Source organism: Olivibacter sp. 47 (assembly GCF_030372825.1).
In the GTDB taxonomy this organism is placed as follows: Bacteria; Bacteroidota; Bacteroidia; order Sphingobacteriales; family Sphingobacteriaceae; genus Olivibacter; species Olivibacter oleidegradans.
This window is the reverse complement of the sequence record NZ_JAUCNR010000001.1, coordinates 1,620,084-1,641,260: the sequence shown is the minus strand read 5'-3', so window position 1 is coordinate 1,641,260 and position 21,177 is coordinate 1,620,084. Positions and strand designations below refer to the sequence as shown.

Sequence of the window (21,177 nt, the reverse complement as noted above, 5' to 3'; positions counted from 1 at the left end):
CACATATTTCAGCTCGACAGGTATGGACAACCAGTATAGGAATCTATTTTAATAATATATTTCCGCTATAAAATAGCCTTCAAATAGCGGAAAAGAGCAAAATAAATTCATTTTCTATGTAGAAGCCATTGTTTTGCATGAAAAATAAATTTATTTAGGTTTGAATATTAAGGAATAAGCCTTACCTTTGCGATCTTGTTTTAAGAACAGAAAGATGTATAGGGTGCTACTCCTCATAATACAGGGGCAGCTTAAAAATATAAAATTAATAGTAATGAAAAGAACATTTCAACCTTCGCAACGTAAAAGAAGAAATAAGCACGGTTTTAGGGAGCGTATGGCCACTGCTAATGGTCGTAGAGTATTAGCTTCCAGAAGAGCAAAAGGCAGAAAAAAATTGACTGTTTCTGACGAACGTCGTCACAAAGCATAAGTTTATTTCTCCGGTACCTTGCTTTTTTACGCCGAAGCCAGCGCCGGTTTCGCTGTATAATAAATAGCATTTGGTATTTATGGTGAGATACACATTCAAAAAGGAAGAACGACTTTGTAACAAAAAACTTCTAACGAAGCTTTTTCAAAGTGGTTCTTCCTTTATTTTATACCCATACAGAATTTCTTTTTTACCAAGCCAACACCTTCCACATCCTATTCAAATTGTTGTTTCCGTTCCAAAGCGTCGTTTTAAACGAGCGGTTGACCGAAATCTTTTAAAGCGACGTACCAGGGAGGCGTATAGGCTACAAAAGCATATTCTGCATACTTTTATCACGCACCATGAGGAGGAACTATTGCTTGCTTTCCAATATATAGGCAAGGAAATCCTCGATTATCAAACTATTCATAAGCGAATGGGGATTGCATTAGCGAAAATTCAGCATGAATATAATACGCATCATATGGCAAAGGGGAATTAAAAGCATAATAGGTTTCATTTTTTTAATGTTAATCAAAGCGTACCGATTATTTATTTCTCCTTTATTTCCCGGAACTTGTAGGTATACACCCACCTGTTCTCAGTATGGTATAGATGCAATTAAAAAACATGGCCCATTTAAAGGTGGGTGGTTGACATTAAAACGTATTGGCCGATGTCATCCTTGGGGTGGGCATGGACATGATCCTGTACCTTGACGGAATAGCTTGAATGTTTTTTAGAAAATGAATATTTTACATATTGAAACGGCAACATCGGTTTGCTCTGTAGCGCTAAGCACTGATGGGGTAGTGCGAGCCTCTATAGACCGGCATGAACCTAATATTCATGCTTCGAAATTAACGGTTTTTATTCACCAGGTTTTAAACCAAGCGAATTGTAAAATTAACGATTTGGATGCTGTGGCAATCAGTAAGGGCCCGGGATCTTATACGGGTTTGCGTATTGGCGTGTCCACGGCAAAGGGCATTTGTTTTGCCTTAGACATCCCGCTAATTGCTGTTGATACCTTGGAAGCGATGTTTAAAGGATTCAGCTCAACGGTTGCTAAAACGAGCGGACAATCGGATCTTTTCTTTTGTCCAATGATTGATGCACGAAGGATGGAAGTTTACTCAGCCATCTACAGTGGGCAAGGGAATCAAATCCGACCTGTTGAGGCTCGGATTATTGGCGCGGATTCTTTTGAGGAGTTCTCGGAGCGACAACAAAAGATTGTTCTTTTTGGTGATGGCGCTAACAAATTTTCATCGCTGTTTGAAGGAAACGAAACGGTCGTAGTGTCCGGTAATTTTCTGAACTCGGCAAAATATCTTGTTGATGAATCTTGTCGAAAGTGGCACTGTGAGGCATTCGAAGATGTCGCGTATTTTGAACCTTTTTACTTAAAAGATTTTATTCCGACCACGCCAAAAAAGCACTTAAAGTCTTAGTCTAACTTATAAGCTGCTAATTTACGGCCATCCTTACTGATTAGCGCGTACCTATGTCCATCGTTCTTCAATCCGCCAAAATAGAACGGAGCATACCCTTCCAACGGAAAGCCCTTAGCGATTGAGCCATCGTCTTCAAATACGTACAAAAGCTTGGCATTAGTGGTTATACCAATGGTATGCGTTTTGTTGGCTGACGGAAAAAATAAGGGAGGTCCTGCAATTTCGGTATTGAAATTATGACTGAATAAGAGCGTACTGTCTTTACTTGAGTAGGCATAAAGCTGTCGATCATCAGCAAATATAAGCTCAGGAATGCTGTCGCCCTGTATGTTTTCGGTAGCAAAATGAAAGTTTTCCGTCCATTTTCCGAGGCTCGTTTTGGTTTGTCTTTTATCGAAGTAAAAACTTACTAGCATGCCGCTTGTATCGGTTGTAACAATTCGTGATTCAGATTGGTCGCTTGGGTTTGTTTCTACGCCAAAGTTATTCCGAAAAACATCGTTGCCCGTGCTTTCAAGTAACGAAACTAAATTGCCGTTATGATTGAATAAGTAGACCTGACCACTGCTTGTCAGCGCTATTACATAATTGAAGTCTTCTAAAAGTGCCGTTTTCAAGTTAAATAAAATATGGCCCTTAACAGTTTTGTTCTTCCATTCGGGTAATTCTTTTCCATTACTGTCATAGCCAAGAATCCGTTGCTCGGCTGGAATGAATATTTTTTCATAATCCTTATTGACACGAAATAGGGCCATACCAGCCGTTGCGGGATGGTTTAGCACAATGGGGAAGCCAAACATAGGAGAGCCACTGGGAGCAAATCTATACAGTCGTTCCGCTGTGTTGAAAACCAAACTTTTATCAGGAAGCTGGGAAATAGGCCCAAGGATCGGTCCTGACAAAGAAGTTCTCCACAACTCTTTACCTTCGGTTGAGAAGGCGTACAATCTATTGCTTTTATCCTGCGTAACAATAAAGTTCGTACTGTCGGTATAAGTCCAAACGCTGGGGGGATAGGCAATTTCACTGCTCAAATCGGCAACCCACTCCGCTTGTAAATTCGACTTATCAGCAGAAAGGTATTTTGCGCTTAAATTGCTGTAGAAATTCCCATTGTATCCGCTCAGTTGAAAAGAAAATGCCTGAAAATCTTTAAAATTGAAATTTGCCGTATCGTTGTACACCTTCTCAAATGCCGGCTTTAAAAGTCGCTTGATATTCAGTTTTGCGTTTTCGTTATGAATAAAGAACGTGACATTAGATTTGTTTGCCTGCAGTCGGCTGAATTCTATAAAGGGAATGGTATTTATTAAGAGTTGCTTTTCTTCATATTGTTTTCTGAGTTGCTGAAGCGTGCTAATGGTGTTGGCACAAATTAAATAATTATTGATTAAGGTGAAGTATGGCCGTTGAAAGGGAAGCATCGGATCACCAAACGAATAATACAATAGATTGGAATTGTCGAACCTGCGTATATCTTCTGTAACGGCAGTGGTGAGTTTTTCCATATTTCTTTCGAAAATAAGTGAGTCCTTCACTTTAATAATTCCTAAAGTTTCCCTTGTGTTTAACTCAATCGATGCGAATTCATTGCCCCACTGATTTAATAAGGCTGTATCGAGATCGATTTTTTTAGACGACTTTATCAGTGCTAGTTGGTCATTGATTCGATTTAATTGATTGCGTTTTTTTAGCAGTTCAGTCAATTCTTGATGGAAGCCCTTATAGTTAGAAAGGGCAAAGGCGGCATAAGCTGCGGTGTTTGCCGGGAGCACTCGCTTCAGCTCGCCTTCTACAGCCGACTGCTTGGCGTAGATCGATAGGTAATTACCCTTCGCCGTGGCATGGTCCATACTACTCAACCCGCTAAACATGAGGGCATCACTTTTGAAATTCATATTCAGCGATGACATGCCCTTCAGTCCTTCCAATAATTGTATGTTATTGCCCGGTTTTGTTCTTATTAAGTTATTAACGAACTTAAACACTTCGCTATGGTTCAAATGAAGGTTAAGTATGGAATTGTCGTTCTTATGCCCATTTTTGGCTAATTCTTGAAGAAAATCGGCCGATAGATGTGTCGCTTTATCGTCTGTGGCCCGAGCAATTAAATCACGTTGATGGCTGAAAAACGCTACTCCTGATCTAAAGGCGACGTAAAAGGAATTGTCAAGCGCTCGTATTTTAATGCTATAGAGATAAGAAGATGTTGAATCGGCTGTAATTGTTCCCACACCTTCCAGGTTTTTCTGCAGCATAGAGGCGGCGTTTTCGGGCGTCAATTTTGTTTTAAAAGGAATCGTCAATAGCCAGTTGATGCGGTCCTTTGTGGGATGAAAAGAAAAATAGAGCGTTTGCTTCGTCGTAGGTTCCGAAAAGTCAGGACTCTTTAAAAACTGTTTATGTAGATAGCTAAGTTCATGTTGTGTTTCCTTGCCAAGGATTGCTTCAAAGATTTTAAAATCGTTGAAGATGTTATAGAAAGACTTATCGTTTTGGAAAGATACCAAAAAAGCGGCATCTGCCGGGATATAGGCCAAAGCGTTGTTTTGATTGCGACTATTACTTTGTAAACTTGTAAAATATAGTATGGCCGCTGCAATTACTGCAACGAATAATATGCTGGTAATTATTATTAGCTTTCTCATGGGATATAAGCAAAGTTAAAAAATTAACATCGCACCAAGCGAATATGTAATAGGTTTATTAAATTAGCGGATAAAACTGAACTGACTACATGAACAAACGTATTATACTTACAGCTGCTTTTTTTGGGATGATAGCGGTTGTTTTGGGGGCATTTGGTGCACATGGTCTTTCGGGTCGAATAAGCGACCAGAGCCTGGATAATTGGCATACGGCCGTTAACTATCAATTTTACCATACGTTAGCCCTTCTCTTTTTAGCTACTTTTTCGCGCGCAAAGAACATATTGATCAATCTTTCCTATATTGCTTTTACAATCGGTATATTTTTCTTCTCGGGCTCATTGTATTTGTTATCTACACGTGAGCTAACGGGAATCAGTGCCACACATATTTTGGGGCCTATAACACCCTTGGGAGGATTGGCCTTCATCTTAGGTTGGGCCAGTTTGTTTTTAGCTACCCTGAAAGGGAGGTAGTTGGCTCCACATTTTTATAATCTTATTATTTATGTTAGAACTTCAGGCGGAAGGACATCAACAGGAAAGAACTACAAAGTTTGTTGATGTTATACTGCCATTAGCTATTTCGAAAACTTACACTTATCGTGTACCTTATGAACTGACGTCGTCGGTGGCTGTTGGGAAAAGGGTTATCGTACAATTTGGAAAAAGTAAGATATACGCTGCAATTGTCTATGCTATATCATCAAAAGCACCCGAACGCTATGAGGCGAAATATATATTGGATGTTTTAGATGATTCACCGGTCGTTACTGCAGATCAGTTGAAGCTTTGGGATTGGGTGAGCGACTATTACATGTGTCATATAGGCGAGGTCATGCAGGCTGCCATGCCGGCCGTTTTCAAACTGGCCTCCGAGACGAAAGTAATGGCATCCGATCGATTGGCTTTGGTAGACAGAACTTCCCTGAATGATAAAGAATTTCTAATATTGGATGCTCTTGATTTGGCCGGCGAGCTGAAGGTGAGCGACATCATGAAGTTGTTAGGACAAAAAACGGTGTTCCCTATATTAAAAAGCCTGTTTAATAAAGATGCCATTGTCATATCTGAAGAGCTGCGGGAACGTTACAAGCCAAAGAAAAAGGCGTTCGTCGTTCTCAGCTCCTTTTTTGATCAGGGCGAGGAGCGGCATCTGCTTTTGGATAGTTTAGAGCGTGCCCCTAAACAGCAAGATGCCGTATTAGCTTATTTACAGTTGCGTAAAAGACAAGAGCACATAGCAAAGAGTGAATTATTGGAAGCAAGCGGCTGTGGGCAGTCGGCCTTAAAGGCTTTGATAGATAAAGGCGTTTTTATCATTGAGGAGCGCGTTGTAAGCCGGTTATATGGTGAAGATGTTTTCGTGGAGTCCGGTTTTGATTTAAGTGCAGCGCAGCAAGAGGCGATTGAATCAATACAGCGTCAGTTTTTAGAAAAAGACGTCGTGTTACTTCACGGTATTACCGCTTCCGGTAAGACCCAGCTATATATTCGCCTTATTGAAGCGGCGCTTACACAAGGAAACACGATCCTGTATCTTCTACCCGAAATCGCTTTAACTTCACAAATAGTAGAACGTCTCCGGATATACTTCGGACAGGAAGTGGGGGTCTATCATTCCCGTTTTAATGATAATGAGCGGGCAGAAGTATGGCAAAAAGTTTTAAAGGGCGAGATTAGAGTAATTTTAGGTGCTCGATCGGCCGTCTTTTTACCTTTTCAAAACCTGGGCTTGATCATTATAGACGAAGAACACGAAATTTCTTTTAAGCAATTCGATCCCGCCCCTCGTTATCATGCCAGGGACACGGCGGTCTATCTTGGACATTTACATCATGCAAAAGTGCTGTTAGGGTCTGCTACACCTTCTATTGAGACCTATTACAATGCCAAGTCAAACAAATATGGATTAGTGACTCTGTCGCAACGATATGGTGAATCTAAGCTTCCGACGATCCGTATTGTGAGCTTAAAGGAAGAAGGTCGTGATAAGCGACTGCAGTCTTATTTCAGTGAAGTGTTATTAAATGAGATTAAGCAGGCAATAAATAATAAAGAGCAGGTAATTCTTTTCCAGAACAGAAGGGGGTATACCCCGATGCTGTTGTGCCGCACTTGTGGATATACTCCGAAATGCACAAATTGTGATGTTAGTTTAACTTTTCATAAGAGTACGGGCAAATTACATTGCCATTACTGTGGATTTAAAGAAGAGCAGATACAGGTATGCCCTGCTTGCGGATCCACGCACTTAGAAAATAAAGGTTTTGGCACGGAGCGGATTGAAGAGGAACTGTCCATGTTGATTCCGGAAGCCAAAATCGGCCGTCTAGATTTGGACTCCACAAGGGGGAAGGATAGCTTCGAACGGATAATTACCGACTTCGATGAGCAGCAGTTCAATGTGCTTGTTGGTACCCAAATGGTAGCAAAAGGATTGGACTTTGGTAAGGTTACCGTTATTGGAATTATCAATGCAGACGCCTTGATTAATTATCCCGACTTCAGAGCTTTTGAAAGAAGCTTTTCTTTGTTGTCGCAAGTAAGCGGTCGTGCCGGAAGGAGAAGTTCCGCAGGAAATGTTATTATACAGGCTTACGCAACCCAGCATCGCGTACTCGAGCAGGTCGTAAATCATGATTATGAAGGGATGTTTATGACTGAGGTTCAAGAGCGGAAACATTATGCTTACCCACCTTTTTATCGATTGATTAAGATTGACGTAAAACACAAAGATCAAAACGAGGCGTATAATGCTGCCCAACGTTTGGGTACCTTACTGAAGGAGGCCTTCGGTAATCGGGTTTTAGGTCCTGAAACGCCACTCATTTCGCGCATCAGAAATTATTTTATTAATACCCTGCTGATTAAAGTCGAACGTGATGGAACCAGTATACAAAAAGTAAAGACGGCTCTTCGCCAGCTACTCATCACTTTTGAAAGTAACAAGGCAAATAAAGGAGTTTTTGTGCAACTGGACGTGGATCCTTATTAATATAGATTGCCAAAATTAAATTGTACACTCAGGATGCCAACAGGGCCGAAATAATACTCCCAACCTTTTTCAGTTGGTCTTTTTTCAGTCGTTTCATCGTGGGCAATTTCTATTTTTTGAAAACTGTAAGCAACGGTTAGGTTGCTCTCGGCGGCTATGGTCACTGTAGGGATAATATTAAATTTTAGGCCGATAAAGGGTGACGCCAATATTGCATCTTTCCGATCGATAACAGCATCATTTGTAACGTTTATATCGCTGCCATTCATGTATGAGCCTTTGTATTTCTGGTATGTATAACCGAGATCCAGACCAAAGTAAGGCTGTAAACGCGTATAGGTTATATTTTTTTCAAACCCAATCTTGATGGTTGTGTTTTTTAAGTTTCCGTTGCCACTGCAATTGATGCAATTGCCATTGAGCGAAACATCTTTGTCGAAATACGAGCCGGCGATTCGGTAGCTTATTTGGTTGTCATTAAACTTGAAAAATAAACCATTAAATGCCGATGAATAAAAATGTTCACGTGTAGTTTGGTCCAGTATTTTGGGGAATTGTTCGTAGGCGAAGGCTCGTAATCCAACTGAATATAAAAACTCGGAAAAACGAGGTCCTTGCTTTTGGGGGATATGAATCGGTTTGTATGCTAGCGTATCAATACGTGTAATTTGCGCACACAATGGAAAACTTATACTAAAGAATACTAAGGCCAAAAGTACTTTCCTCATGTTATTACATTTAACGATCCAAAGACGCTAGAAAGATATGAAGATTTGTCGAATGCGCCAAAAAAGTAAAAAATAATACCCAAGTCCTGAATTAATTAGGATTAGACCATCCAAACGAGCTTCTTTTAATGCCAAAACAAACGTATTTTTGGAAGAGTAATGGCTTATAAATTTGTAGACAACTATCGGGAAAAAGGTGCCAGAAAGCAACTGGTTGAAACATTAAGAAAAAGAGGTATTGCTGATGAGGCAGTATTGAGCGCTGTTGGAAAGGTGCCACGCCACTTTTTTTTTGATGAGACCTTTTGGACACAAGCGTACAAAGACATCGCTTTTCCTATAGGCGACGGACAGACAATCTCTCAACCTTACACGGTAGCCTATCAAACGGAGCTGTTGCATATTAGGAGAGGGGATAAGGTGCTTGAAATTGGAACGGGTTCAGGTTACCAAACATGTATTTTACTCGAACTTGGAGCCGAAGTTTTTACCATTGAACGGCAAACTAATCTTTATAATAGGACTATTAAAGTGCTTCCCTACATGGGATACCAAGCCCACTTTTTTTTAGGAGATGGTTCAAAAGGATTGCCTCAATATGCTCCTTATCACAAAATTATTGTAACAGCAGGTGCACCCTTTGTGCCCGAAATCATGTTAAAACAATTAGCCATTGGAGGTATATTGGTTATCCCGGTAGGTGATGCAAAGACACAAAAAATGGTGACGGTTATTCGTACAGGTGAACAAGATTTTGAGAAGATTGAACTTGATACCTTTCGATTCGTTCCGCTTGTAGGCGATCAGGCCTGGTAGGTTTTACATCCTGTGCGCCGTCAGGATGCAAAGGCGTGGTTGCCGATGTTACAGCTTATAAGTTCGTGACAATTCCCTTTTTGTATCCCGTTCTTTGATACTTTCCCTTTTGTCGTAATCTTTTTTCCCTTGAGCAAGTGCAATTTCGACTTTCGCATACCCCCGCTCATTTACGAAAATCTTTAGCGGAATTATCGTGAAGCCCTTTTCTTCCCCTTTAACTTTTAATTTAGCTAACTCTTTTTTGGTCAACAGAAGTTTTCTGTCGCGCTTTGATTCATGATTATAAAAGGAGCCATGTGAGTACTCAGCTATATGCATATTCCGAATATACAAGCCATCATTTAAGAACGCGCAAAACGCATCCCCTATATTCGCCTTGGACTGCCGGATCGATTTTATCTCGGTTCCCAATAATTGAATACCGGCAATATACTTTTCAAGGATATGGTATTCATAATAAGCCTTTTTATTCCTTATATTAATGTCGTTAGACATAACTCTTTATCTTAATCTATTTAATAAAAATGTTCTCGGCAACCTTTTGCGAAATGGTAGTCGTTTTCCCATCTATTTCAATCTCCATTGATCCATCAAAAGCGAAGCGCTTCTTGATCAGGATGGGGTCACCAATAGCTATGCCCAGTTGAGAGACATATTGTAAAAATTCAGGACTGTTATCTTTCACTGCATTTACCTTTTTCTTGCTTCCCAACGTGGCTTCTGCCAGGGTCTTTCTTTTTTCTGTAACCAGCACCCCTTTAGCAGAGGGAATTGCATCACCATGAGGATCAAATTGTGGACAACCGAGATACTTGTCCAATCGCTCAATCAGTTTTTCAGATTTGATGTGTTCAAGTTGTTCAGCAACTTCATGTACTTCGTCCCAACTAAACCCTAATTTATCAAATAAAAACGTTTCCCAAAGGCGATGTTTTCGCACCACGGCAATTGCATGAGCGCGTCCTTGATCCGTTAAGGAGATTTTGCCATATTTTTGGTAATCTACTAAGCCCTTTTCCTTTAATTTCTTTAGCATATCTGTGGCGGTAGCAGGTCGCACGTGAAGCTGTGAGGCAATTTGATTCGTGCCAGCTTCTTGTTGGCCATTGCTGTCCTCTGCAATATGCAACAATACTTTCAGATAATTCTCTTCAGTAATCGATAACATAGGGGCAAAGGTAAAGAAAAAGTGGTCAACTATACCTACCTATTATTACCTTTGCTATATGTCGATACATAAAGAAGTTAGAAAAGTTACGGTAAATAGCATCTTAGAGATGAAAGCTACCGGTGAAAAAATTTCGGTATTAACGGCTTATGATTATACCATGGCAAGTATTTTAGATGCAGCGGGTGTTGATATAATCTTAGTGGGTGACTCGGCTGCCAATGTAATGGCAGGTTACGATACCACGTTACCAATAACCTTAGATCAGATGATATACCATGCCGCCTCAGTTTCCCGAGCAATCAAACGAGCCATGCTGGTGGTTGATTTACCTTTTGGAAGTTACCAGGGGGATCCATATGATGCTCTAAAAGCAGCCGTACGGGTTATGAAAGAAACGGGCGCCCATGCCCTTAAGCTGGAAGGTGGGATAGAAATCAAAGAAGCTATCAAATTAATTATCAATGCCGGTATACCGGTAATGGGACATCTCGGACTTATGCCTCAGTCGATAAACACGTATGGTGGTTACGGTTTAAGGGCGACCGGTGTACATGAAGCGCATAAATTGAATACAGATGCGCAACTTTTGCATGAGTTGGGTTGTTTTGCCGTTGTGTTAGAAAAAATTCCCGCCAAACTGGCGAAAGAAGTAACGGATCATTTGCGTATACCAACCATTGGTATAGGCGCAGGTTCGGCAACGGATGGACAAGTGCTGGTTGTTCATGACTTATTAGGGTTGAATAAGCATTTTAAACCAAAATTCGTTCGCCAATATTTGCAACTTGATCAACTGATTACCTCTGCGGTTCAACAATACATCGCAGATGTAAAGGCCGTAGAATTTCCGAATGATAGCGAGCAGTATTAAGTATGAATAAGCTGCTTCGTAACCAAAGGTGTTAAGATAGTTTGTAATATTGTTGTAGAACACACAGCCTTTTTGAACTAATCGCTATTTTTATAGCAATCAAATCAGCTTACATGAAAAAAATCTGTCTACTTGCTTTATGCCTGTATCTATTTTTTAGTAAATCCTTTGCGCAACCGGATCCACCGGCCGATACGGTTATCTCCACGAAGCATACCACCGTCATTAAAGGGAGCAAAATTGCTTATAATACAAGCATCGGTATGCAGCCGATATGGAATGACGAAGGCAAAGCCATTGCAACGGTCAACTATACCTATTATGAACGATCGGACGTAAACGACAAAAAGCATCGACCCTTGGTGATCTCGTTTAACGGAGGGCCCGGTTCGGCGTCCTTATGGATGGAAATTGGTTATACAGGACCGCGGATTCTGACTTTGGATGATGAGGGCTATCCGGTGCAGCCATATGGAGAGATGCGCGATAATCCCTATTCTATTTTAGATGTAGCCGATATCGTTTACGTTAATCCTGTAAACACCGGCTATTCAAGAATTCTGGATAAAAAAACAGATAAGTCACTGTTTTTCGGAGTAAATGCCGATATCAAATACTTGGCTGCCTGGTTGAATACCTTTGTTACCAGAATCAATAGGTGGCAGTCTCCCAAATATCTAATTGGAGAGAGTTACGGAACAACGCGTGTATCGGGCTTGGCACTTGAGCTTCAGGATGCGCAATGGATGTATCTTAATGGAGTCGTTTTGGTGTCTCCAACCGACCTCGGATTAAAAAGAGAAGGGCCGGTAGACCTTGCCTTGCGGCTCCCTTATTTTGCGGCTACGGCTTGGTATCATAAGGCGCTTGGAAGCGATATGCAGCAAAAAGACTTGGATCAATTACTGCCTGAAGTTGAAGAATTCACCGTAAACGAATTGTTGCCCACGGTAACGCGAGGTGGTTCGGTACCGATGGCCGAGAAACAACAAATTGCGTCGAAAATGGCGCGATATGCAGGGATATCAGAAAAGTTAATACTTCAGAATAATTTCGACATATCTACTCAGTTTTTTTGGAAAGAACTGTTGCGTGATAGAGGTTTAACCATTGGACGTTTGGATTCGCGCTATCTTGGTAAAGATAAAAAAGATGGGGGCGAGCGGCCGGACTATAATGCTGAGCTTAGCTCCTGGATGCACTCCTTTACTCCCGCAATCAACTATTATGTTCGCAACGAACTGAATTTCAAAACCGACGTAAAGTATAATGTCTTTGGTTCTGTATATCCTTGGGATCGTAGTGATGATCATACAGGCAACGATCTACAACAGGCCATGGCAGAAAACCCTTATCTGCATGTCATGGTGCAATCCGGCTATTATGACGGTGCTTGCGACTATTTTAATGCTAAATATAATTTGTGGCAAATGGATCCTGCCGGGAAGTTTCAGGATAGAATGTCTTTTAAGGGATATCGCACAGGGCATATGATTTACATGCGGCAGGTGGATTTAGAAAAAGCAAATGATGATCTGCGGGAATTTATTGCTAAGTCGACCGTAAAGAGCGGCGTTCCTGCAAAATATTAATAATATTATTAAAAATAATACAAAACGCCTGAACATGCTGTTCAGGCGTTTTTTTTTGAAGGTGATATAGAATTGAACACCTTTCGGGAGTTGAAAAAAAAAAGCGCCCCAGTAGTCCGTATTCCCTAAACAAAAGCCCGATACGCTTGTTCAATGAGAGTCGATATCTTAAGAAGTTCGTCACCACGGCAATTATTTGCAGGATATCGAAGAAGCTTACGCAGAATCCTTGTTACAGATATAATGAGATTTAAAAACTATGGAACGAAAAGTCTACCCTGGTAGTCCCTATCCGCAAGGGGCCACCTATGATGGCAAAGGAACGAACTTCGCTTTATTTGCCAGACACGCAGAAGGCGTTGAACTTTGCCTCTTTGATTCAGATCAATCAGATGCCAATGAAGAACGAATACCTATCAAAGAAAGAACCATGATATTTGGCATATCTACCTTCCGGATGTGAAACCCGGACAGAAATACGGCTATCGGGTCCATGGCCCCTATAAACCGGATGAAGGACATCGCTTTAATCCAAATAAGCTTTTGATGGATCCCTACGCCAAGGCAATAGCCGGTGTTATCAAGTGGCACGAGTCTATTTTTGGATACAATATCAAAGATGGTGAAAAAGACCTAAGTTTTAACGAACAAGATAGTGCCCCATATGTTCCCAAATCGGTTGTTATCGATGATTCCTTCGATTGGGGGAACGATCGAAAGCCTAATGTTATGTACCATCAGACCATCATCTATGAAGCACATGTTAAGGGGTTCACTTATACACATCCCGATATCCCGGATAATATCCGAGGTAGCTATGCAGCTATCGGTCATCCCACAACTGTTCAATATCTAAAAGATCTTGGAATTACTTCCATAGAACTCTTGCCCATTCACCATTTTGTAAATGACTGGCATCTCCAGGATATTGGCCTAAGCAATTATTGGGGCTACAATACGATAGGTTTCTTTGCACCTGATGTAAAGTATAGCTCCAGTGGCATGAATGGTGAGCAGGTTACAGAGTTTAAACAGATGGTAAAAAATCTACATGAAGCAGGTATCGAAGTGATTTTAGATGTAGTATACAATCACACAGCTGAGGGCAACGAATTAGGGCCAACGCTAAGTTTTCGTGGCATTGATAATAGCTCTTATTATCGGCTTACTGAAGTTGGTCGTTATTACGTAGATTATACCGGTACCGGAAATACTTTGAATGCCAATCTGCCAAATGTGCTGCAACTGATTATGGATAGTCTTCGTTATTGGATTTTAGAAATGCGTGTTGACGGCTTCCGTTTTGATTTGGCATCAACGTTAGCGCGCGAGTTTCATGACGTAAATAAGCTGAGCGCATTTTTTGATATTATCCACCAAGATCCAATTATCTCGCAGGTAAAGTTGATTGCAGAGCCTTGGGATATCGGAGAAGGGGGGTACCAGGTAGGTAACTTTCCTGCAGGCTGGGTGGAATGGAATGGAAAATATCGTGATTGTATACGCGATTACTGGCGCGGAGAGGAAAGTAAATTAGGTGAATTTGCCTCTCGATTTACCGGTAGCTCCGATTTGTATCGGGATGATTACAGAACACCCACAGCCAGTGTAAACTTTATTACTGCGCACGACGGTTTTACCCTGAATGATTTGGTTTCTTATAACGAAAAACATAACGAAGCCAATGGCGAGGATAACAACGATGGTGAGAGCCATAATCGCTCTTGGAACTGTGGAGAAGAAGGTCCAACTGATAATTTGGAAGTTTTGGCGTTGCGGTCTAAACAAAAACGGAATTTTTTAACCACCTTGTTTTTATCTCAAGGTATTCCTATGTTATTGGGTGGCGATGAATTGGGACGTACACAACAAGGGAACAACAATGGCTATTGCCAGGATAATGAAATATCATGGTATAATTGGAAAGAGGCAGATCAGGACTTGTTAGCCTTTACCAAAAAGTTAATAAACTTAAGAAAAAGCCATCCAACCTTTTGCCGCCGAAAATGGTTCATGGGACAGAAGATAAAGGGTGCCGGTGTTGAAGATATCGTTTGGTTTTTGCCGGAAGGTAATATTATGCCGGACGAAGCATGGGATAATGATACTGCTAAATCGCTCGCGGTTTATCTAGATGGTAGAGGGATTAGGTCGGTAGACCCTAAAGGCAATAAAATTAACGACGATCATTTTTATGTAATCTTCAATGCTCATCATGAGCCGATTGATTATAAGCTTCCAAATGAAAAATATGGAAGTAAGTGGACTAAAGTATTAAATACCGATGACGCTCAGCTAGAAGATGAGAATGGTTATCAACCGGGTGATGTCATCAAAGTGGCCGGGCGTTCCGTTGTTCTTTTTCATGCTCCTTTACAGGATTAATTTCACGATTATATTATGAGCCGATCACTTAATTTTAATGCTTTTGGAGTAGATATTCATACCGGTCAAACCACAATAGGAGTATGGGCACCGAGTAGTAAGGAAGTCCGCGTACATGTCGAAAATGGTGACGTAATCGACCTGAAGGAGGCCGGCTTTGGTTTTTGGTCTGCCAATACCGAAAAAATAAAAGATGGTACCTTATACAAGGTAGCTTTAGATCAGGAATCCGCTTTGCCGGATCCTGCCTCTCGTTTTCAGCCTCAGGGCGTCCATGGGTATTCTCAGGCTATCGACCTAAGCAAACACAATTGGTCAGACCAACAATGGCATAACCTGGCATTGGAAGACTATCTTATTTATGAGCTTCATGTGGGTACGTTTACTTCTGATGGAACTTTTGACGGGGTTGTCGGCAAGCTTGATCACTTAATTGAATTAGGTGTAAACGCGATTGAGATCATGCCGGTAGCCCAATTTCCCGGTGAAAGAAACTGGGGCTATGACGGTGTCTTTCCTTTTGCTGTCCAAGCAAGTTACGGTGGGCCGCGCGCTTTGCAACGCTTAGTTGACGCCTGTCATCGCAAAGGGATAGCCGTTATTCTAGACGTCGTTTATAACCATGTCGGACCGGAAGGGAATTATCTCGAATCATATGGGCCTTTTTTTACCGATAAATACCATACGCCATGGGGAAAAGCCATCAATGTGGATGATGCTTATTGCGATGGCGTACGGCAATTTATTCTTGAGAATATGCGGATGTGGTTTCGCGATTTTCATATTGACGCACTTCGACTGGATGCCGTACATGCTATCAAGGATTACGGAGCAAAGCATATTTTGGCAGCCATGCGTGAACAGCTGGATGAGCTTTCAGCCGTCAGTGGAAAGCCGTATTACCTTATCGGCGAGTGCGATTTAAATGATGTCCGTTATATAACTCCGGTAAACGAGGGCGGTTATGGACTGCATGCGCAATGGATCGATGAGTTCCATCATGCCTTGAGAGTTACCGTGGGCGAGCCCCGAAACGGATACTATGCCGATTTCGAACCGTTAATTCACTTGGCAAAGTCTTTTCGCGATGGGTATGTTTATGACGGGACGTATTCACCTCATCGAAAAAAAACATTCGGCAATAAAGCGTCCGAAGCTAGTGGAAGTCAGTTTGTCGTTTTTTCTCAAAATCATGATCAAATTGGCAATCGCATGTTGGGCGAACGCAGTAGTGCCTTATACAGTGAGGGATTGCAGAAGGTAATGGCTACTGCTGTGTTGGCGTCCCCTTATATTCCTATGTTATTTATGGGGGAAGAATATGGGGAGAAAAAACCTTTCCTATATTTCGTCAGTCATACTGATGAAGAACTTGCAGAGGCCGTAAGAAAGGGTAGACGTGCTGAATTTAAGGACTTTCATGGCGAAGAAGATGCTCCTGATCCAATGGCCGTGGCTACCTACGAACAGTCGAAACTTAACTGGTCAGCCTTAGATGAATCGAACCATCGGGAAATTTTTACCTTTTATAAACGATTAATTCAATTAAGAAAGAAATACGAAGCATGGCATCGATTAGACCGTAAGCATATAAATGTTGAGGTCTGCAGCGATTCAGGTGTTTTGCTGTTAAATCGATGGACCGATCGGGAGTCGTTATTTTTTTATTTTAATTTCAGTGATAAGATCCAAGAAAGAAAGGATCACTTTCTGCAATATCCCAGTGCTAAAATTTTTGATACTTCTGATTCCCGGTTCTTCCAGAACGATTTTGTAATACCAAGCCCACCAATTTTGCACTTAGCTCCGCAGAGCGCATCTATTTATTACCAAACAAGCAAATAACATGTATACTGTTTTTAATCCTGTAGCTACTTATCGTGTTCAGTTCCATAAAGGATTTACCTTCAAAGATGCACTGCAATTAGTTCCTTATTGGCAAGCTTTGGGTGTAAAAAGTCTTTATGCATCTCCCATTTTCGAAGCGGTGCCTGGAAGTACCCATGGATATGATGTCATAAACCCGCTTACAGTAAATCCGGAAATAGGAACGCTCGATGAATTGCGAACACTCACGGCAAAATGTAAAGCGCATGGACTTGCGTGGATACAAGATATTGTTCCTAATCATATGGCTTTTCATGATGCAAACACTTGGCTAATGGATGTTATGGAAAAGGGGACTAACTCGCCCTTTGCCAATGTGTTTGATACCGGGCTCGGTAATGTTTTTTTTTCAGGGAGCTATTATGGTGCCCTTCTTAGGGTCGACTTTAGAAAAAGCCATCGATCAAAAGGAAATTAAATTGGTATGGAAGAAAAGCAAATTATGGTTAGCTTACTATGATCAGCTTTATCCTGTAAACTTGAATGCCTATCGAGCAATAATGGATCGTTTACTCAAACGCAGTCCAAATGAAGCAAAATCAGCGAAAAGTGCTTTGGATAAAGCAGAACAAACAAGAAAAGGGAGTGCGTCGGGGTTTGAAACATCATGGCTGAACTTTTTGGATGAATGGAATAAATATACGCAAGCGCCGGGAGTGCAAAGCCGATTGAAACGTTTACTTGAGCAGATAAATCATGACCAGGAGGCACTCATCGCGGTATGTGAGCAGCAATACTACCGCCTGTGCAGCTGGGAGGAAACGGATTTAAAAATTAATTATCGTCGTTTTTTTACAGTTAATAGTTTGATCTGCACACAAGTGCAACGAGATGATGTATTTACGCTAACACATCAATTCATAAAACAAATGGTTGACGAGGCCTGCTTTCAAGGCTTGCGTGTAGACCATATTGACGGGCTTTTCGATCCGGAAAAGTATTTGTACGATTTAAGAAAGCTTGTAGGACCCGAGGTATACATTGTTGTTGAAAAGATTCTTGAGGATAAGGAGAAGCTTCCGGCCGTCTGGCCTATCCAAGGGACTTCCGGCTACGATTATTTAGCCCTTTCAAACAAACTTTTCACCGCAGACAGGGAACGTGCTTTCAATAAAATTTACAACCAAGTGGTTGGTCGTCATAACGATGATATTTGTCAACAGACGATAGAAAAGAAGTCTTATATTTTGCACCAACATATGCAGGGTGAGGCCGCCAATCTATTTGAATTTTTTCGACGGTCTAAGTTTTTATCGGATGTGGAACTCGAATCGCTTGATGTTACCCTGCTGAAAGAAGCGATCTCTTCCATCCTAATTTTTTGTCCAGTCTATAGATTTTATGGTAACAGCTTTCCATTAGAGTCAAGCGAAAGAAAGCAATTAAAAGCACTTTTTCAGGCTATTCGAGCTAACAAGCCAAATCTCATTGCTGCGCTTGACGTTTTGGAAGAACTCCTGTTGACAGTGCCGAAAAACAATAATAAACGTTTTAACGAGCGGCTATTATATTTTTATCAACGACTCATGCAGTTTTCCGGCCCTTTGATGGCAAAAGGTGTGGAAGATACGCTGATGTATACGTATAACCGCTTTATCGGCCACAATGAAGTGGGGAGTTCGTTGTCAACTTTCGGGTTTTCAAAGAAAGCTTTCCATATGGAGATGGAAGAACGGCAGCGACATTGGCCGCTGGCCATGAACGGAACAGCCACGCATGATACCAAGCGCGGAGAGGATGCGCGGGCTAGACTGCAAGCATTGAGCTGTTTGCCCAAAAAATGGCAGACAACGGTATCGAATCTGGAGAATGCGGTAAAGTCAAGGCAGATCGTCGTTCCTGAAGTGAATGACCGCTATTTTATTTATCAAACGTTATTGGCGACTTATCCACTCATTGAAGAAGAACGTGAGGATTATCCTACAAGGTTATCAGCCTATCTGGAAAAGGCACTAAGAGAAGGGAAAGTGCATAGCGATTGGGCGGAACCAGATCAGGAATACGAAGAAAAGTGTATTAATTTTGCTCTTTCCATGCTCGATGAGGAAGCAGGTTTATGGCCGCTATGGGCATCGCTATTGGAAGAAGTGGATAGGTATGGAATGCTTAATTCACTGGGACAGGTATTGTTAAAAACAACAGCTCCGGGAGTCCCGGATTTTTACCAAGGTGCGGAATACCAAGACCTTAGTTTTGTTGATCCCGACAACAGACGCAAGGTTGACTACAAGCTACGCTACCGATTTTTAAAGTCGATTGAGAAGAAAGATATTGATTTGCTCACATATTGGCGCGAACATCCCAATGGCAATATAAAAATGGCGATGATCGTAAAGCTGCTCCATTATCGATCACAGCACGCTAAGTTGTTTGAGCAAGGACTTTATTTGCCATTGAAGGTTAGAGGGCGGTATCGGAATCATATACTAGCTTTTTGTCGTCGATTCGGCCAACAATGGAGTATTGCCATTATCCCTTTATATATCGCTGAGTTATGTATAGATCAAGCTTGTCCAATTGAGGATATTAACTGGAAAGACACCAGGATCGACTGGCCTGAAGATATTCCCATCGATTTTGTTGATGTATTAAATAATGAAAATGGACAAGTAGAGCGGGCGCTGCATTTGGCTGATCTGTTTAGGAACCGTTTGCCGCTAACAGTTTTGCATGTAAATGGAAGTGAGAAAACGCGAGCCGCTGGCATTTTGTTGTCGCTCACTTCTCTCCCCTCTGCGTTCGGTATAGGCGATTTAGGGCCAGAGGCTCAACGCTTTGCTTCACAGCTTTCGCGTGCGGGCCAACGCTTTTGGCAGTTACTTCCATTAAATCCTACCGGAGCGAAGGAATATTATTCTCCTTACAGCGCTTATTCGGTATTTGCAGGGAACCCGATTTTAATCAGCCCGGAAGTATTGGTTCAAAAAGGCTTACTAACGGTTAAGGAATTGGCAGATGCAAGGCTACCTATGCATTCCCAAGTCTCGTATGATGAAGTTTCAGCAAGCAAACAAAAGCTGCTTCATGCAGCATTTTTACGCTTTATTGAAGGGAAACGAAATAGCTATCAGGAAGGCTTTGAGCGTTTCATGCGGACTGAGCGTGATTGGTTAGATGATTTTGCAATGTATCTCTTACTGAAAAAACAGCAAGAGGGACAACCTTGGTATAAGTGGCCCGATAAATTGAAATTACGAGATAGACAAACCCTCGCTGATTTTGCAAAGAAGTATAAGATGGACCTCTTGGAGCTGAAATGGCAACAATATGAATTTTTTAACGAGTGGAAAGCTCTGAAAGCGCAATGCGAAGCATTGTCAATCCAATTGTTGGGTGATCTTCCGATATATGTTAATTACGATTCAGTTGATGTTTGGACCAACCGGCACCTGTTTAGTTTAGGCGAGAACGGAAACTTGCTCGGAGTTGCCGGCGTACCTCCCGATTACTTTAATGCCGAAGGACAGCTATGGGGAATGCCAACCTTTAACTGGAAAGCCCACGAGCAAGAGAAGTATGCTTGGTGGCTAGCCAGATTTAAAAAAAATCTCGAGTGGTATCATTCTATCCGTTTAGATCATTTCAGAGCTTTCTATGATTATTGGGAAGTCCCGGCATCTAAAGAAAATGCCGTGGAGGGCACTTGGAAAATCGGGCCACGTGAGAAACTCTTTAAATTCTTGAAAGAAAAGCTTGGAGCCGTTGCGTTAATAGCTGAAGACTTGGGCGATATAAGTCCAGGCGTCTACGAACTGCGAGACCAGCTTGGTCTCCCGGGGATGCGGGTTTTACAGTTCGCTTTTGGAGAGGATGCGCCTTATTCGCTTCATATTCCTCATCAGTATTCGATAAACAGTGTTGTTTATACAGGCACACACGATAACAACACGGTCGTTGGCTGGTACCAGGAAGAGCTTGATCGAGCAGGACAAGACCGCTTGCAGTATTATCAAGGTCATAAGGTTAAGGGCGCTAACATCCATGAAGAAATGATCAGAATGGCTTATGCCTCTGTCGCTAAACTGGCTATTATCCCTATGCAAGATGTGCTTGGCTTGGGCAAAGAGGCAAGAATGAATACACCGGCAACAACAGGAATAAATTGGAAGTGGCGGCTTTTAGACAATCAATTCCGCTCAAAGCATATTAAATGGCTCAGAGAACTTGCTAAAACATACGCCCGGTAAGCGTGCAAATATTAGGCAGG

At 41.6% G+C, this 21,177-nt stretch carries 18 protein-coding genes; 14 read left to right on the top strand and 4 right to left on the bottom strand.

Features of this window, described 5'->3' with window-relative positions:
- The first annotated feature begins 274 nt into the window (after positions 1 to 274).
- From rpmH to tsaB, 4 genes are all read left to right on the top strand, one after another.
- Positions 275 to 433 (top strand): 50S ribosomal protein L34, encoded by a 159-nt coding sequence (rpmH, locus tag QT327_RS07305; RefSeq protein WP_041387836.1) that lies wholly within the window; start codon positions 275 to 277, stop codon positions 431 to 433.
- Positions 434 to 512: 79 nt separating this feature from the next.
- On the top strand, positions 513 to 917 hold the full coding sequence (locus QT327_RS07300) for a ribonuclease P protein component (RefSeq protein WP_130857888.1): 405 nt from the start codon (positions 513 to 515) through the stop codon (positions 915 to 917).
- Positions 880 to 1,134: a membrane protein insertion efficiency factor YidD gene (gene yidD, locus QT327_RS07295; RefSeq protein WP_013663639.1), complete on the top strand. Its 255-nt coding sequence runs from the start codon at positions 880 to 882 to the stop codon at positions 1,132 to 1,134. The genes QT327_RS07300 and yidD overlap by 38 nt, the downstream gene beginning before the upstream one ends.
- A 27-nt stretch (positions 1,135 to 1,161) precedes the next feature.
- A complete protein-coding gene (gene tsaB, locus QT327_RS07290) occupies positions 1,162 to 1,869 on the top strand; it encodes a tRNA (adenosine(37)-N6)-threonylcarbamoyltransferase complex dimerization subunit type 1 TsaB (protein ID WP_130857889.1) in 708 nt (235 codons plus the stop codon).
- On the opposite strand, the gene QT327_RS07285 is transcribed toward tsaB, so the two are convergent.
- Entirely contained in the window at positions 1,866 to 4,520 is a 2,655-nt protein-coding gene (locus QT327_RS07285; RefSeq protein WP_289552487.1) for a hypothetical protein, read from the bottom strand. The two genes, tsaB and QT327_RS07285, sit on opposite strands and share 4 nt — an antisense overlap.
- A gap of 89 nt (positions 4,521 to 4,609) precedes the next feature.
- Between QT327_RS07285 and QT327_RS07280 the strand changes: the two genes are divergently transcribed.
- Together QT327_RS07280 and priA are read left to right on the top strand one after the other, a co-directional pair.
- Positions 4,610 to 4,996 carry a DUF423 domain-containing protein gene (locus QT327_RS07280; RefSeq protein WP_013663636.1) on the top strand — a complete coding sequence of 129 codons (387 nt, stop codon included), beginning with the start codon at positions 4,610 to 4,612 and terminating at the stop codon, positions 4,994 to 4,996.
- Between the two features lie 31 nt (positions 4,997 to 5,027).
- Positions 5,028 to 7,517 carry a replication restart helicase PriA gene (gene priA, locus QT327_RS07275; RefSeq protein WP_289552486.1) on the top strand — a complete coding sequence of 830 codons (2,490 nt, stop codon included), beginning with the start codon at positions 5,028 to 5,030 and terminating at the stop codon, positions 7,515 to 7,517.
- On the opposite strand, the gene QT327_RS07270 is transcribed toward priA, so the two are convergent.
- Positions 7,514 to 8,245 (bottom strand): hypothetical protein, encoded by a 732-nt coding sequence (locus QT327_RS07270; protein WP_130857892.1) that lies wholly within the window; start codon positions 8,243 to 8,245, stop codon positions 7,514 to 7,516. The genes priA and QT327_RS07270 overlap by 4 nt on opposite strands.
- A gap of 159 nt (positions 8,246 to 8,404) precedes the next feature.
- On the opposite strand from QT327_RS07270, the gene QT327_RS07265 reads away from it, so the two are divergent.
- On the top strand, positions 8,405 to 9,061 hold the full coding sequence (locus QT327_RS07265) for a protein-L-isoaspartate(D-aspartate) O-methyltransferase (protein ID WP_130857893.1): 657 nt from the start codon (positions 8,405 to 8,407) through the stop codon (positions 9,059 to 9,061).
- Positions 9,062 to 9,109: 48 nt separating this feature from the next.
- On the opposite strand, the gene smpB is transcribed toward QT327_RS07265, so the two are convergent.
- Positions 9,110 to 9,559, bottom strand: a complete 450-nt coding sequence (gene smpB, locus QT327_RS07260) for an SsrA-binding protein (RefSeq protein ID WP_013663632.1) — start codon at positions 9,557 to 9,559, stop codon at positions 9,110 to 9,112.
- A 16-nt stretch (positions 9,560 to 9,575) separates the two neighbouring features.
- Positions 9,576 to 10,232 carry a metal-dependent transcriptional regulator gene (locus QT327_RS07255; RefSeq protein WP_013663631.1) on the bottom strand — a complete coding sequence of 219 codons (657 nt, stop codon included), beginning with the start codon at positions 10,230 to 10,232 and terminating at the stop codon, positions 9,576 to 9,578.
- 58 nt (positions 10,233 to 10,290) lie between these two features.
- On the opposite strand from QT327_RS07255, the gene panB reads away from it, so the two are divergent.
- From panB to treY, 7 genes are all read left to right on the top strand, one after another.
- Positions 10,291 to 11,106 (top strand): 3-methyl-2-oxobutanoate hydroxymethyltransferase, encoded by an 816-nt coding sequence (gene panB / locus QT327_RS07250; RefSeq protein ID WP_013663630.1) that lies wholly within the window; start codon positions 10,291 to 10,293, stop codon positions 11,104 to 11,106.
- A 113-nt stretch (positions 11,107 to 11,219) separates the two neighbouring features.
- On the top strand, positions 11,220 to 12,698 hold the full coding sequence (locus QT327_RS07245; RefSeq protein ID WP_289552484.1) for a S10 family peptidase: 1,479 nt from the start codon (positions 11,220 to 11,222) through the stop codon (positions 12,696 to 12,698).
- A 259-nt stretch (positions 12,699 to 12,957) separates the two neighbouring features.
- On the top strand, positions 12,958 to 13,161 hold the full coding sequence (locus QT327_RS07240) for a hypothetical protein (RefSeq protein WP_289552482.1): 204 nt from the start codon (positions 12,958 to 12,960) through the stop codon (positions 13,159 to 13,161).
- Positions 13,158 to 15,083 (top strand): glycogen debranching protein GlgX, encoded by a 1,926-nt coding sequence (glgX, locus tag QT327_RS07235; protein ID WP_289552480.1) that lies wholly within the window; start codon positions 13,158 to 13,160, stop codon positions 15,081 to 15,083. Before QT327_RS07240 ends, glgX begins: the two co-directional genes overlap by 4 nt.
- Positions 15,084 to 15,098: 15 nt before the next feature.
- Positions 15,099 to 16,928, top strand: coding sequence for a malto-oligosyltrehalose trehalohydrolase (gene treZ / locus QT327_RS07230; RefSeq protein ID WP_289552478.1), 1,830 nt, complete (start codon positions 15,099 to 15,101; stop codon positions 16,926 to 16,928).
- Position 16,929: 1 nt separating this feature from the next.
- Positions 16,930 to 17,388 (top strand): alpha-amylase family glycosyl hydrolase, encoded by a 459-nt coding sequence (locus tag QT327_RS07225; protein WP_289552477.1) that lies wholly within the window; start codon positions 16,930 to 16,932, stop codon positions 17,386 to 17,388.
- The gene (treY, locus tag QT327_RS07220; RefSeq protein ID WP_289552476.1) at positions 17,309 to 21,157 is read left to right on the top strand and encodes a malto-oligosyltrehalose synthase; all 3,849 of its coding nucleotides are present in this window, start codon (positions 17,309 to 17,311) and stop codon (positions 21,155 to 21,157) included. Before QT327_RS07225 ends, treY begins: the two co-directional genes overlap by 80 nt.
- The last annotated feature ends 20 nt before the right edge of the window (positions 21,158 to 21,177 follow it).

Bases quoted from the DNA above. Each gene is read 5' to 3' on its own strand.
- treY (WP_289552476.1), top strand. From the start codon at position 17,309: ATGTTTTTTTTTCAGGGAGCTATTATGGTGCCCTTCTTAGGGTCGACT.
- rpmH (WP_041387836.1), top strand. From the start codon at position 275: ATGAAAAGAACATTTCAACCTTCGCAACGTAAAAGAAGAAATAAGCAC.
- QT327_RS07225 (WP_289552477.1), top strand. From the start codon at position 16,930: ATGTATACTGTTTTTAATCCTGTAGCTACTTATCGTGTTCAGTTCCAT.
- QT327_RS07280 (WP_013663636.1), top strand. From the start codon at position 4,610: ATGAACAAACGTATTATACTTACAGCTGCTTTTTTTGGGATGATAGCG.
- QT327_RS07265 (WP_130857893.1), top strand. From the start codon at position 8,405: ATGGCTTATAAATTTGTAGACAACTATCGGGAAAAAGGTGCCAGAAAG.
- QT327_RS07240 (WP_289552482.1), top strand. From the start codon at position 12,958: ATGGAACGAAAAGTCTACCCTGGTAGTCCCTATCCGCAAGGGGCCACC.
- QT327_RS07255 (WP_013663631.1), bottom strand. From the start codon at position 10,232: ATGTTATCGATTACTGAAGAGAATTATCTGAAAGTATTGTTGCATATT.
- panB (WP_013663630.1), top strand. From the start codon at position 10,291: ATGTCGATACATAAAGAAGTTAGAAAAGTTACGGTAAATAGCATCTTA.
- yidD (WP_013663639.1), top strand. From the start codon at position 880: ATGAATATAATACGCATCATATGGCAAAGGGGAATTAAAAGCATAATA.
- treZ (WP_289552478.1), top strand. From the start codon at position 15,099: ATGAGCCGATCACTTAATTTTAATGCTTTTGGAGTAGATATTCATACC.
- QT327_RS07300 (WP_130857888.1), top strand. From the start codon at position 513: ATGGTGAGATACACATTCAAAAAGGAAGAACGACTTTGTAACAAAAAA.
- smpB (WP_013663632.1), bottom strand. From the start codon at position 9,559: ATGTCTAACGACATTAATATAAGGAATAAAAAGGCTTATTATGAATAC.
- tsaB (WP_130857889.1), top strand. From the start codon at position 1,162: ATGAATATTTTACATATTGAAACGGCAACATCGGTTTGCTCTGTAGCG.
- QT327_RS07245 (WP_289552484.1), top strand. From the start codon at position 11,220: ATGAAAAAAATCTGTCTACTTGCTTTATGCCTGTATCTATTTTTTAGT.
- priA (WP_289552486.1), top strand. From the start codon at position 5,028: ATGTTAGAACTTCAGGCGGAAGGACATCAACAGGAAAGAACTACAAAG.
- QT327_RS07270 (WP_130857892.1), bottom strand. From the start codon at position 8,245: ATGAGGAAAGTACTTTTGGCCTTAGTATTCTTTAGTATAAGTTTTCCA.
- QT327_RS07285 (WP_289552487.1), bottom strand. From the start codon at position 4,520: ATGAGAAAGCTAATAATAATTACCAGCATATTATTCGTTGCAGTAATT.